The following is a 10,766-nucleotide window of genomic DNA, read 5'->3' as shown; positions in this document are numbered from 1 at the left end:
AAAAAGCGATCTAAAGAGATCGCTTTAAATAAAAATCTAAAAAAGTGTTAAATTTTCAGTTGATTCCTAGCCCATTCACTTCCTGCCATTTTCAACATATCAGACCAAGAATCATAAGTTGTATTTTTAGAGATATAAGCATCCCATTCCTCATCGGGTATTGCTCTAAAATCACTAGGGCTATTTATTGTAAACCCACTTTTATCAAATAATTCTTGTGCTGAAGAAAATGTTGAGCAACCAGATAAAAAGTTTGGAGTTAAAAGCTCAGGAATCGACAAGCTATGATTTCCATCTAATTTTTTAACATTTTCAGCAAGGTTTCGTAATTGGTTAAGTGATTAGAAGTGAGATAAATACTACAAGGTCTGCGTGATAATTATGGAATGAAGTGTCGAATTAGGGAAACTAGTGGAACGACTTCTGAAAAACCGTTCCACATGTTGAAAGTAAAAAATGAGCTATCACAAAGTCAATTTTAGGAAGGTCAGGATAATTATTGATATCTATCCTTTCAACTCTGCCGGTAATGGTGTCCAGTGAGTTATATTCACATTGCCATTATTCATGTCTGCTATTTGAAATGACCATTCCCATTCGCCAGTTCTCTGACCACTAGAATACCAGAAAGAACGCCACCCGATTAGATAACCTTCGCCAGTAGAATCCCACACAACAACCGGCACATTCCCATCGGGTAAAATCTCGTTAACGCTTATCCAAGTATTGGGAATTACTGGCGTGGATTTGAATATTAGCGCCGTCTTCTTCAAGTTGTCTTGCGCCACCTGAAACTTATAACATACTTCAGAGTACATTACCTCTAGCTCTGCATTACGCTTCTGTGCAACATCTAATTTTTCCTTCATCACCTCCAATGACGTAGATTCCATGCAGTCCCAAACCGTTTTAAACTTGCTCAACGGTTCGAGTGATTTGAGTTCCATCTGTGCTGCATCCAGAGCATCGAGAACTGCCGTTATTTTAAGTGGTGTTGCTGCTTGCCTGAATTCGGGTATTCCAGCATTCATTGTACTCTGTGCCACATCTATCCCATATTTCAATTCGCGCACAATTGCGTTGATATTAGTATTAGTCACGATGCCCCCTTATTAATCATATTGGCCATTGTTGTACTGTTCGGTATGCTCTCGCTCTGCCTGCTGTTCCAGATGCAGGCAGAGCAGGAACCCCATAATAAACCCGGTTAAAAATAGCCAGGCACCCATGCTATTCCTCTCCTTTATTATCCGTTTCGTCATCATCAAACTGGGCATCATTGGCTACAAAGAGATCACCCTGCATCTTGGTAAGGGTCTCTTTGCGTACTCGCTTAACGATGCGGTAAACGCTCTGTAATGAGATACCGAACTTACGGGCAACATCAGCATGGTTTTGACCATTACACGCCTCAAAGATTTCCAGATGTGTTTTAGCCGTTTCAAACTGCGCTCCCTGTGGGACATAAACCAACTGACCACCCCAGGACTGAGCTACTTGTAATGCGACTTCCTGGCTTAAGGACTGTGCCTGAGTATCACTCAGATTCAACATTTCTTTAGCTATATGGTTAATCAGGTCGGCCAGGCTAATGAGCAGTTCAGGCCCTTTACTTCGAAAAATGGAATCATCAGACATAAAAGCCTCCTCAGGCTATCCGGTTGCGCCACTTCTTCAGTCGTTCAATGACTGCTGAAGCCTGAGCGCTACTAATCCATTCAACCCGACCAATATCGGTATGCTTATGGACGAAAGCATTCATAGCCCGATCGGAACGGTCTCGGACTTCACCAATATCAGCCAGCTCAAGCCACAACCCGCGGATCATGGATATTTGCCGTTCTATGGCACTCTTGGGCTTATTTGGTACAGGTTTGCTTTTCACCTTGAAACCCAGCTTCTTCATGGCACTAAATACCCGATGTAATGCCGTGTCACTCATTTCCAGAGTTGACTCCTTTCCACCATGAGAAAGAAGAAGCGATCGGTATGTTTCGTTATCCAGACACCGGTCACGTTTAGCCACGTGGATGATGCGGATTAGCTCTTTTCGGTTCATATGCCACCATCCTTCAGTAGCTGATTAAGCCTTTCGAGCTTTTGCTGTTTGAAGAAATCAATCAGTTGGCCCATTCCATTCTGCCGATGCTGTTCGATCATGATCTCGATATCGGCGATTTCCTCCGCCATGGCTCGTTCGTCGCCCTGACATAGCAAATTACGGATAACGGCCGCGGACAGTTCGCTGGCTTCTTCAGCCAGCTTGGCAAGTTGAGCATCAGCCCCGTAACGTTGTAGTGCCTTCCGGTACAGCTCATTCTTATTCATCATTTTCTTCACCATTTAAAGTAATGGGGAAATCACCCAATATGATGAGCGCCAGCTTCACACCTAACCGGAAAGGTTTGATTTCTTCTGGAGCAAGCTGTTTCGTTTTGCCGTTACCAAAATCCATTGGCTTATCTGCGTGCTCAACCAACAGACTGATACCATCGACTTTTTCTTGATGCCATTCACGCAGAAGGTTAATGATTTCGATAGTATTCATCTCGCATCCTCACTGTCGCCATTAATAAGCCGAATAACATTGCTGGCAAGCTTATGGGCTTGTTCTGCATCAATACTGTTAAAGTACTTATCTCGAAGGTCGTAGCCATCATCCGTATCAGGAAATTGCCATGATGGTGTTGCAGTAAGCCCCTTCCAGTCACAACGTAGCGCCACGAGAGGCTTTCCGCTGTCATCGTGAGTATCCGTAGTGACCAACACCTGGCCGATATCGTCAAACTCAAACAATTTTGCAAATGCCATATCACTGTCTCCTTGGGGGGCTAATACTAAATTGAATAGGCTTATCTAAATCCTGTATTGCAGCCTCCAGAAAGCCACGAACAAACTCATCGCCCTCACGTTCTCTCAGGGCTGAAATACCAACAATAAGAGCGGCTTCACATAACACGTTATATGCTCTTGGAGAGAGCTCTCTGTTAAAGATTTCCCCCACGAGCCCCATTGCCTTATTTATTTCAGCGTTCATATCGAATGCCATATCAAACCCCCGCGACATCAAGAGAAACCGGTTGATACTGTCCGTTGTTGTCACGTTCGTAGACACGGATATAACTGGTTGAGTTAACAACCTGAACCGACTCACCAATAGCCTCCATAGCCCGTAACCAACGAGAGTCAGTAATGTCATAACGGCGCAGACCAAGAACACGCCCAGTACTAATGTTGCCTTCGTTATCTTCAGCAAACGCTTTTTCAACAATGATTTTGATTTCTGGCCCAGAGCCTGCCGTCCATTCCTGTACGCATTCATCAATTAGGGAGCGCGCCGCCTGAAGGCGTTCATCAAAGGCAATGCGTTCCTGAATGGCGCGTTGTACCTTGTAGCGGCCATCAAAAGAGTACAGGGTCAAGTTGCCTTTCTTGCCGCCCAGTCTGGTGTCATACTCTTCAATCGACAGGTCAACAAAAGCCTGGATATCGCCGAAGGATTGCGCCTTAAAATCCGACAGGGCTTTATTAACACCTTTGGCATTAATCACAATTTCACGAACCAGACTGTCTCTGGCTTTATCGATAGGCTTAATCAGTGATTCAGGTACCAAATAACCTTTTGCATCCTGCCAGTAGCCATCAGGTAAGGTTAATGCGTTGTTTTTCATTATTAAATATCTCCAATTTTCAGATTTTGGGTGTGCGATGCCTGCCGGGTAAACGGCAAATTAAATCAAAACATTATTTTGGTTCCGGCTAAGTTAAGTAATTCAGTGTGTTACAGCCATTACCCGGTTAATTCATCATACTGGCAATATATTCATTAGTGAGTGCGAGGCTTCTCCTCAAAAATAAGCGTGGAAGCATCCACATCAATGGAAAGTTTAATCTGGCCATCAAGGTGAATGGTCTTTTTGATAGCCTCACATAGCTGTTTTGCGTCTTGGTGGTCCAGAGCATAAAAGTAAGAACCAAAAATGCGCCCGTCAGGACAGGTAAATGAAAATGTGAAGAGACGATAATCCATTCCGTCATGCTGAATGACATATGGCAGCTTCACAAAGTCAGGAAGGTTATCCCTCATGCCATACCTCCCAACATGCCAAGCATCGCTAAAATAATTAATCCGATAGCCGCAATCCAAATGGTTACCCTGTCTATCAGAGACGTTTTCCGATGACGATAATGAAGAATATCTTCACCAGTTAATCCATATTTAAATGATGGTTTCATAGCTAGTATTCCTCACGCTCTTTTACCGACTCAGCAACCACTTCCCCAGTAACCTTTTGAGCACCAATACGGTGAGCCAGATTTAGTGCCCCAGTAACCAGATTATTAACGGCCAATGGATAACAAAGGGAACGCACCTTAACGCCTCTGCTAGCACCATGGCCTTCCGTTACGCTGATGCGTAATCGATTTAATATTTCATCAAACGCCGACGATTCGAACAGATCGGAATAATCAATGCCGACACATTTAAATTTATGGTGAATATAGTCCTCAACCTTTGCATCCAGCGGCTTCAGATGTACTATTTCAGTACGCTGGACAACCTCCCGTACTTCAGGGTTATGTTCCGATAGCTTATATTGAAGTTCGGTTTGACCGATCAGGATGATGGAGAGTAGCTTTTTAAAACCTTCCTGAAGCTCATAAAACCGCTTCAGATGCTTTAAGGTTGGGATCGGTAAGCCATGCGCTTCTTCCACAATGAGTACATGTTTACGGCCCGTTTGAGCACTGGATTTTAGTAAATCATGCATTTGACGGGCGCGAGCTTCAGCAGAACGTCGTGGTTTTGCATGTGGGTCAATGGCGTTAATAATGGCACCACTGATATCAACGCTTTTCAGCGCCTTACCTTTAACCTCATTATCTTCCATTCCCAAAACGTAAGGCTCAATAACGGTAATGGGCTCATGGTTAACGTTAATCCATTCAATTAAGTCCTGACGCAGGGTGGACTTACCCGCGCCAGATTCCCCAATCACCGCTAACATACCGCCATGCTTGGCAATTTGGCGCATGGCCTCACGCACATAGCGAATTTCATCTGATAGAAATACATCGTTATCAGACTGCATTTCATCGGTAAAGGGATCGCGAGGAAGGCGAAAATGGGCGCGTGTGGCGCGACTCAGTGTGTGTTTACGTAGTAACATACGTGTGGACTCCTTTTTTTCAGATTTGGGGTCTACTGGCGCGGAGTTGTCCGCCAAGATGTTCTTTGCGCCAGTTTCTTCAAATAAATCAACTAAAAATTCTTCCTGTAAGCCTTGTGCCAGCAAGGTATCTTCTATTTGCTTTTTGATTAGCTCCTCGTCAATGCTGCGTGGCCATTGATTGTAATTCACGATTAAGTTCACCGTGGCGTTACTCAATGAGTTTCCTTTGTACTTGATGGAACGGGCTAACTGAGTCTGGCTTAGCCCTAATCTATTGATGACCTGCTTCAATATCAGCGCCATATACTCTCCTAAATCGCTCTTAAGCCCGTAGTACCCGTACCCGATGTCGTGGCGACAGGTTGGGTAAACAGCTGAATAACCGAATGAATATTCTCCTCTGGAATGCCATCCTTATAGCGGCTTGCTAACCACTTATTTTCATCAGAGGTCAGATTACGGCCTATGGCGCTGGTAATGCGTAACATCGCTGCCGTAGGGGACAACATCGTAACCGGAACCTGTAGGTGGTCTGGCGTTTCGATCTCCGTACCTTTTCGCTGCAAATAGCTAGGATGTTCAATATCATTTAGGTAGCTATGAGCGTTCAGGCTGCCGCCAAACGGTACTGCCTGCTTAGAACGCGATTTTTTAACCTCATCAACACTCTGTCCCGGATAGGCCAAAGCATCCATGGCTTTAGCGGCTTCCTCAATAGCGGTTTCAGGCTGTGATTTATATTCCTCACCAATAATGGCGGCATCTTTAAGCTGGCCAAACTGGTCATAATTACGTTCTGGTTCAACCCGGTAAGTCATCATTTCACCGTCATAACGTGGTACCTGAACCTGTATGGCACAATCCCCGTAAACCAGCGCCCGAATATAAACCTTATCCTTCACAGTGATACCGTCCAGCCCCTTCAGGGAATAGGACAGGGATTGTTCTGATTGTGGGTGTTTAAAACCAACAGAAACATCACTACGGACGGTTCGTTCCTGCTCTTTACTGGTCATTAATGCCTGGCATACTTCGACAGAAGGTAAGAGACGCAGTTCTTCTGCTCGAATCAACTGCCACAAATCATGACGTGACACCGGTTCAGTTAATCCTCTGCGTTTTAAGCGCGTATCCTGCCCCGGAATACGATTGGCGTTATAAGCTTCCGCCCAAGATAAAGCGGCAGTATTAAGCTGAGCGATATCCTCAACGGGCTCGAAGCGCAAACGACTTTCAAACTGAGTTTCAATGATGTTGTTGGCATTCTCAACACCCCCTTTGGCACGGGCATTACCGGCTTCATGTTCCAGGTATTCAACTTCCAGATGATCAAGAAGATTCTTGATGGCACTGGAGGTGTTGGCCGAGCCTTTATCCCAGTAGATAACCTTTGGCACACCATGGAACAAGCGTCCATTCTGCTTGCTCCAGGCAAACATCAGGAACTGAAACAGCGAGTGCTGATTCTCACCGGCAGATTCGACATACCATGGTACAAACTGGGCTGAAGCACGGTCATACAGGGTGTAGCGCCATACCTTATATTTAACCTTGGCGTAGTTCTCCAGCTTGTTCTTGTAAAACTCCCGTTCCCGCATGATGTATTGCTTATTTTTCATGTAGTAAATCAGACATAAAGACGGGTCAACTTCATGAACATGATTTGGATGTAAAGCACGCAGCGCCTGAACAGGATTAGCAACCATTTGGGCCTTCACATTCATCTTACGGTCACGTAGTAAGCGATTTAACTGGCTATTTGTCACATTAAACTGGTAACCATTTTGCTCCAGCATTCCCCGTGCCGTTGTGGTAAACAACGTTTGCTTACCATTATCGCGAACAGACTCCCGACTGGTGGCACCTAAAACCACTAAGGCATCCTGCGGGACACTGGTCTGGCCTTTATCAGAGCGCGTTTTACGCTCACATTTCCAGCCACATTGTGTTTTTAAACGACGATAAATTGTTTGAGGTGGCCAACCCAGGAATTCTTGCGCCTCTTCAATGAGGCTACCCCGTTCACCGTGAGCGGCGGCATCCAGCTTTTTGGCCAGTTCAGACAGATAATTGCGAATTTCTGGATTAATAGACATAACAACACTCCACATCACATATCGTCGGTGCGAATTTCATTCACTATCTGGTCAAATCGCCCGCCAGCCACTTCTATTTCATCCGCAAACTTACTCCACAGGTCTTTATACATCTGTTTGGCCTGGGAAAGTGTCAGGACTAAAGCACCATTCAGTACCAACAAGACATTGAGAAGCGCCGGAGGAAGTTCATAAGGTGCTTCTGGGTCATAGTTTGGGTCATTCTCCATTGACTCAAACTGTAGTTTTTCCACCATATCAACATGTTGGCGTTGTTCATTGAATAACATGTCAATTTCAGCCTGAATCTTGGCTATCTGGTTTTTCAGGGGAGTAATACGTTCATCAAGAGGAATGGTTTTTAGCTCATATTTGTTGAGTTTTAAGCTGATTTCCCTTTTTTCCTCAGTAATGTCAGCATTGTGCTTTTGCAGGCTATCGTAATCTGACTTAGCCCCGTCAATTTGCTTCTTAAGTTCTTCTTTTTCTTTGGTATGTTTAGATATAAACTCTTCTGCCAGTTCAACCAGTGCTTCTTTATCACCCGCTTTGGCAACTTCGATTAATGCTGTTCGTTGATCTTCTGGCAAACAGCGATATTGGCGTAATTCTCGATAACCAGCGCCAATTCGGGAAAGATTCTCCATTGCCTCTTCACCGAAGGCATTCAGGTTAGTAAGATCTTCATCAATAGATGAACGTGAACTACCCAATAATTGACAATATTCTTCCCAAGTGCCGACAAGTCGGCACTCTTTACCATCAGGCTGAATAATGGTTTTCCCTGCTAATGCTTTGTATAACTTAGACTCTTTGACATGAGCCAATTTAGTTAAACTGACGACGTCGGCAAATTTTGCTATTGACCTAGCCATTTGCGCTTGCCCTAAAATTTGATTAGCAAGATCCCGGTCATCGTTATATTCGGTTTGAACAGTAGCCAGCATGGTAGCGGCTTCTACTGCCTCATGAGGCATATCTGCGCCTTCATGTAGTGCAACCTCATTTTTATTAGGAGTACGAGCCATAATTAATTTCCTTTCGTTAAGCGGTTAATTGATGCATCAACACGCTGTTTGGCTTCATCCAGACTGGTCAATATGGCAACTGCCTGTTGAGCCAGTTTGTGGCTAGGACGAATACGATCTGTTTCGGGGATGCGTTCAGCAAATCCGGCAGACTCTAAAATAGCCACGTATCGGGTAATATTAGGTGCTGACAGCCCTGTAGCTTTGGCCAGTTCGCCGTTAGTGAATCCAACGGCGAAGTTCTTAAGTAAAACGTTCAACACATCAAGAACCTTTTCTGCACTGGTTTTATTTTCTTTCATTACTTGTTACTCCGAGTTTTTCGACTCTGGAGGCGATATTGTTTTCTTAATAACCGAATGATTTCTAACTGATCGGCTAAAGGTTGATAGTCAACCAATTTGTTCTCATCCATGTTGTCAATAACATATTCCCAGAGGTCTACCATTGACAAAAAATAACGATTAAGAAATACATGTTCCCCATCCAATTGATTATTTCGAAAACCTCCAGCCCATAACATAGCGCCAGCAGTGAGACATAATTCAAGTGTCATGGGTGGACTATTTGCCAACCTAAAATGGTCAGGAATATAAATTTTATTTCCATCACCGCGATGATGATTAGGGCTTGGTTTGTTTCCCATATAATCCCTCTATGCCGCTGGCTTCAGGCCTAACTTAACCGCTATATCATGTGCTTTACCGTATTTGCATTTTGCAAATCCATTTAAAACCCGATAAACCTCAATTGGTTGATAACCGTTGGCTTTAGCCCAAGCGGTAAAGGTCTCTCCACGTTTTTGAAAAGCTAACTTCACTTGTTCTGGTGTCATGTTTTCCTCTCTTATGTTAAAAATATCTTTATAAGAACTTAGTAATCATTATTGTATCCAAACGAGTTAATATCAAGGGTGTTTAATTTAAATGAGTACATTTGGTGAGAGATTAAAAGAAGAACGTTCTCGATTGAGATTGAATCAAGAAGAGTTTGCTGCATTAGGGGGCGTTAGAAGAGGAGCTCAAGTGAATTATGAGAAAGATGAGCGAGCACCTGACTCCAATTATATGACCTCAATTGCGAACAATGGCGTTGACATTCAATATGTTCTCACGGGAAATCGCTCTCGTATTGAACCATTAGGTAGCACAATGAATTATGCCTCTTTAGGAAAGACAACAAGTATTGCTAAAGTAGGTAACTCTATGGATGGTTTATATAATAAATCGGAGGTTACTCCCGTACCCTTGAATAAAGAACTTCTTCATAGAATCGCAGTTATGTTGGAAAGCGCAGCCAAGCAAGCTGGTAAACGTTGGACAATGGTTCAAATGATAGATACTACTGCTCTTGTCTATAATTTCCTTATCCAGGAAGAAATCATCAATGATGAAAAAATAGAACGTACACTCAAATTGGTTGTAAATAATTAGCGATAAAGCCATTTAAGGATGCATAGATATGAGTAATTCCCAAGACAACGTTACCGATTTGGCTAATCAGCTTGCAGAGACGTTAAGCCAGCTACCTGATGATGGTAAAGAACGTCAATTAACAGTAACTATTGGTGGCAGCAACCATGGAACTGTAGTTATGGGGTCTCAGATAACGATCAATACTGAATCAAAACGAACGCGTTCTCCTGGAGAAATGCGTTCAGATGAGCTGTATGAATTAAAGAATCGTTATGTTTCAGAAATATACTCCGCTAGGAGGAAAAAATGGGTTAGCACTCCTGCGATTGTGATGCTAATGATGATGATATTTTTGGTAAGTTTATTGTTATGGTGTTTCTCACCATTACTTAGCGGCGTTCCACTCCGAGTTATATTGAGTCACCCTCCAGTCATGATCAATGAATCCATCTTGTTAATTTGGGTAATCATATTTGCTGCGTCAGCATATTTCTTTGATAAGATAAGAAAAGTCCAAGACCGCCTTATACGAAATAATAAAGAGTATATTGAATCCATTGATGTGGAGCTTAGTCGTAAAAGTTCGTGATTTTATTAATAATTGAAGCCATCTGCATATACACAGATGACGAATAAGGATATGGATTACATGAAAAAAAAGATAAGTTTGGGATTTATATTGTTGGTATTAGCTGGCTGTGGCGAGAAGGCTATGACTGCGCAAGATATAGTAGCTCAATTTAAATTAGCTGGCGTGGAGATAATGGATGTAAAAACACCTGACCGTAATCCTAAGTCACCTATACCAAATAGTTACAAAGAACATATATCATTTTCTATTCCAGAGGTTGCGCCTAAAGGTGGACAAATTTTTACCTGTGATAAAAAAGAATATTGTGATGCAATTTATTCTTATTTCGATGCATTAAAAGCTTTCGCTGGGCCTTATACTTATCAGTCTAAAAACGGTTTGGTTGTAATTCAATTAAATAGTGGTCTTACACCAGAAACGGCTGAAAAGTTGAAAGCGGTAATAATTAAATAGTAGTAAAC

Annotated in this window: 20 protein-coding genes; 3 read left to right on the top strand and 17 right to left on the bottom strand. The window is 43.1% G+C overall.

The genetic code is table 11. The features are described 5' to 3' along the window. Positions 1–47: 47 nt before the first annotated feature. The 17 genes from I2494_RS20145 to I2494_RS20065 all read right to left on the bottom strand — a co-directional run bounded on the left by I2494_RS20145 (position 48) and on the right by I2494_RS20065 (position 9,133). Entirely contained in the window at positions 48–281 is a 234-nt protein-coding gene (locus I2494_RS20145) for a hypothetical protein (RefSeq protein WP_218468709.1), read from the bottom strand. A gap of 225 nt (positions 282–506) precedes the next feature. Further along, positions 507–1,100, bottom strand: coding sequence for a DUF551 domain-containing protein (locus tag I2494_RS20755; protein WP_407657935.1), 594 nt, complete (start codon positions 1,098–1,100; stop codon positions 507–509). 130 nt (positions 1,101–1,230) lie between these two features. Continuing rightward, positions 1,231–1,638, bottom strand: a complete 408-nt coding sequence (locus I2494_RS20135) for a Mor transcription activator family protein (RefSeq protein ID WP_218468710.1) — start codon at positions 1,636–1,638, stop codon at positions 1,231–1,233. 10 nt (positions 1,639–1,648) lie between these two features. Next, positions 1,649–2,059 (bottom strand): gp16 family protein, encoded by a 411-nt coding sequence (locus I2494_RS20130; protein ID WP_218468711.1) that lies wholly within the window; start codon positions 2,057–2,059, stop codon positions 1,649–1,651. Then, the gene (locus I2494_RS20125) at positions 2,056–2,331 is read right to left on the bottom strand and encodes a nucleoside triphosphate pyrophosphohydrolase family protein (RefSeq protein ID WP_407657934.1); all 276 of its coding nucleotides are present in this window, start codon (positions 2,329–2,331) and stop codon (positions 2,056–2,058) included. The genes I2494_RS20130 and I2494_RS20125 overlap by 4 nt, the downstream gene beginning before the upstream one ends. Further along, the gene (locus tag I2494_RS20120; RefSeq protein WP_218468713.1) at positions 2,321–2,548 is read right to left on the bottom strand and encodes a hypothetical protein; all 228 of its coding nucleotides are present in this window, start codon (positions 2,546–2,548) and stop codon (positions 2,321–2,323) included. Before I2494_RS20120 ends, I2494_RS20125 begins: the two co-directional genes overlap by 11 nt. Continuing rightward, entirely contained in the window at positions 2,545–2,811 is a 267-nt protein-coding gene (locus I2494_RS20115; protein WP_218468714.1) for a hypothetical protein, read from the bottom strand. The genes I2494_RS20120 and I2494_RS20115 overlap by 4 nt, the downstream gene beginning before the upstream one ends. Position 2,812: 1 nt before the next feature. Further along, the gene (locus tag I2494_RS20110; RefSeq protein WP_218468715.1) at positions 2,813–3,049 is read right to left on the bottom strand and encodes a hypothetical protein; all 237 of its coding nucleotides are present in this window, start codon (positions 3,047–3,049) and stop codon (positions 2,813–2,815) included. A gap of 1 nt (position 3,050) precedes the next feature. Then, positions 3,051–3,671 carry a DUF3164 family protein gene (locus I2494_RS20105; RefSeq protein WP_218468716.1) on the bottom strand — a complete coding sequence of 207 codons (621 nt, stop codon included), beginning with the start codon at positions 3,669–3,671 and terminating at the stop codon, positions 3,051–3,053. A gap of 155 nt (positions 3,672–3,826) precedes the next feature. After that, positions 3,827–4,087: a hypothetical protein gene (locus tag I2494_RS20100; protein WP_218468717.1), complete on the bottom strand. Its 261-nt coding sequence runs from the start codon at positions 4,085–4,087 to the stop codon at positions 3,827–3,829. Next, entirely contained in the window at positions 4,084–4,236 is a 153-nt protein-coding gene (locus I2494_RS20095; protein WP_218468718.1) for a hypothetical protein, read from the bottom strand. The genes I2494_RS20100 and I2494_RS20095 overlap by 4 nt, the downstream gene beginning before the upstream one ends. A 2-nt stretch (positions 4,237–4,238) precedes the next feature. Further along, the gene (locus I2494_RS20090; protein ID WP_218468719.1) at positions 4,239–5,477 is read right to left on the bottom strand and encodes an ExeA family protein; all 1,239 of its coding nucleotides are present in this window, start codon (positions 5,475–5,477) and stop codon (positions 4,239–4,241) included. Between the two features lie 8 nt (positions 5,478–5,485). Next, positions 5,486–7,270: a DDE-type integrase/transposase/recombinase gene (locus I2494_RS20085; protein ID WP_218468720.1), complete on the bottom strand. Its 1,785-nt coding sequence runs from the start codon at positions 7,268–7,270 to the stop codon at positions 5,486–5,488. A gap of 14 nt (positions 7,271–7,284) precedes the next feature. Next, complete coding sequence (locus I2494_RS20080) at positions 7,285–8,298, bottom strand: AAA family ATPase (RefSeq protein WP_218468721.1); 1,014 nt, start codon at positions 8,296–8,298, stop codon at positions 7,285–7,287. 2 nt (positions 8,299–8,300) lie between these two features. Continuing rightward, positions 8,301–8,600 (bottom strand): helix-turn-helix domain-containing protein, encoded by a 300-nt coding sequence (locus tag I2494_RS20075; RefSeq protein WP_218468722.1) that lies wholly within the window; start codon positions 8,598–8,600, stop codon positions 8,301–8,303. After that, positions 8,600–8,944: a hypothetical protein gene (locus tag I2494_RS20070; protein ID WP_218468723.1), complete on the bottom strand. Its 345-nt coding sequence runs from the start codon at positions 8,942–8,944 to the stop codon at positions 8,600–8,602. The genes I2494_RS20075 and I2494_RS20070 overlap by 1 nt, the downstream gene beginning before the upstream one ends. Before the next feature lie 9 nt (positions 8,945–8,953). Continuing rightward, complete coding sequence (locus tag I2494_RS20065; RefSeq protein ID WP_218468724.1) at positions 8,954–9,133, bottom strand: DNA-binding protein; 180 nt, start codon at positions 9,131–9,133, stop codon at positions 8,954–8,956. Between the two features lie 91 nt (positions 9,134–9,224). Here I2494_RS20065 and I2494_RS20060 point away from each other — a divergent pair, with 91 nt between their 5' ends. From I2494_RS20060 to I2494_RS20050, 3 genes are read left to right on the top strand one after another with little or no spacing between them, the layout of a single operon-like run. Next, a complete protein-coding gene (locus I2494_RS20060) occupies positions 9,225–9,731 on the top strand; it encodes a helix-turn-helix domain-containing protein (protein ID WP_218468725.1) in 507 nt (168 codons plus the stop codon). A gap of 28 nt (positions 9,732–9,759) precedes the next feature. Next, positions 9,760–10,302 (top strand): VCBS domain-containing protein, encoded by a 543-nt coding sequence (locus I2494_RS20055; protein ID WP_218468726.1) that lies wholly within the window; start codon positions 9,760–9,762, stop codon positions 10,300–10,302. Between the two features lie 60 nt (positions 10,303–10,362). After that, on the top strand, positions 10,363–10,758 hold the full coding sequence (locus I2494_RS20050) for a hypothetical protein (protein WP_218468727.1): 396 nt from the start codon (positions 10,363–10,365) through the stop codon (positions 10,756–10,758). The last annotated feature ends 8 nt before the right edge of the window (positions 10,759–10,766 follow it).

The organism is Limnobaculum allomyrinae, from assembly GCF_016649425.1.
Classification (GTDB): Bacteria; Pseudomonadota; Gammaproteobacteria; order Enterobacterales; family Enterobacteriaceae; genus Limnobaculum; species Limnobaculum allomyrinae.
The sequence above is the reverse complement of the archived record's forward strand: the minus strand, read 5'-3'. Positions and strand labels throughout refer to the sequence as shown.

Excerpts from the sequence above, each read along its gene's own strand:
- I2494_RS20100 (WP_218468717.1), bottom strand. The coding sequence starts at position 4,087 with ATGAGGGATAACCTTCCTGACTTTGTGAAGCTGCCATATGTCATTCAG.
- I2494_RS20135 (WP_218468710.1), bottom strand. The coding sequence starts at position 1,638 with ATGTCTGATGATTCCATTTTTCGAAGTAAAGGGCCTGAACTGCTCATT.
- I2494_RS20110 (WP_218468715.1), bottom strand. The coding sequence starts at position 3,049 with ATGGCATTCGATATGAACGCTGAAATAAATAAGGCAATGGGGCTCGTG.
- I2494_RS20070 (WP_218468723.1), bottom strand. The coding sequence starts at position 8,944 with ATGGGAAACAAACCAAGCCCTAATCATCATCGCGGTGATGGAAATAAA.
- I2494_RS20075 (WP_218468722.1), bottom strand. The coding sequence starts at position 8,600 with ATGAAAGAAAATAAAACCAGTGCAGAAAAGGTTCTTGATGTGTTGAAC.
- I2494_RS20080 (WP_218468721.1), bottom strand. The coding sequence starts at position 8,298 with ATGGCTCGTACTCCTAATAAAAATGAGGTTGCACTACATGAAGGCGCA.
- I2494_RS20105 (WP_218468716.1), bottom strand. The coding sequence starts at position 3,671 with ATGAAAAACAACGCATTAACCTTACCTGATGGCTACTGGCAGGATGCA.
- I2494_RS20120 (WP_218468713.1), bottom strand. The coding sequence starts at position 2,548 with ATGAATACTATCGAAATCATTAACCTTCTGCGTGAATGGCATCAAGAA.
- I2494_RS20125 (WP_407657934.1), bottom strand. The coding sequence starts at position 2,331 with ATGATGAATAAGAATGAGCTGTACCGGAAGGCACTACAACGTTACGGG.
- I2494_RS20050 (WP_218468727.1), top strand. The coding sequence starts at position 10,363 with ATGAAAAAAAAGATAAGTTTGGGATTTATATTGTTGGTATTAGCTGGC.
- I2494_RS20130 (WP_218468711.1), bottom strand. The coding sequence starts at position 2,059 with ATGAACCGAAAAGAGCTAATCCGCATCATCCACGTGGCTAAACGTGAC.
- I2494_RS20095 (WP_218468718.1), bottom strand. The coding sequence starts at position 4,236 with ATGAAACCATCATTTAAATATGGATTAACTGGTGAAGATATTCTTCAT.
- I2494_RS20115 (WP_218468714.1), bottom strand. The coding sequence starts at position 2,811 with ATGGCATTTGCAAAATTGTTTGAGTTTGACGATATCGGCCAGGTGTTG.
- I2494_RS20085 (WP_218468720.1), bottom strand. The coding sequence starts at position 7,270 with ATGTCTATTAATCCAGAAATTCGCAATTATCTGTCTGAACTGGCCAAA.
- I2494_RS20090 (WP_218468719.1), bottom strand. The coding sequence starts at position 5,477 with ATGGCGCTGATATTGAAGCAGGTCATCAATAGATTAGGGCTAAGCCAG.
- I2494_RS20065 (WP_218468724.1), bottom strand. The coding sequence starts at position 9,133 with ATGACACCAGAACAAGTGAAGTTAGCTTTTCAAAAACGTGGAGAGACC.
- I2494_RS20055 (WP_218468726.1), top strand. The coding sequence starts at position 9,760 with ATGAGTAATTCCCAAGACAACGTTACCGATTTGGCTAATCAGCTTGCA.
- I2494_RS20060 (WP_218468725.1), top strand. The coding sequence starts at position 9,225 with ATGAGTACATTTGGTGAGAGATTAAAAGAAGAACGTTCTCGATTGAGA.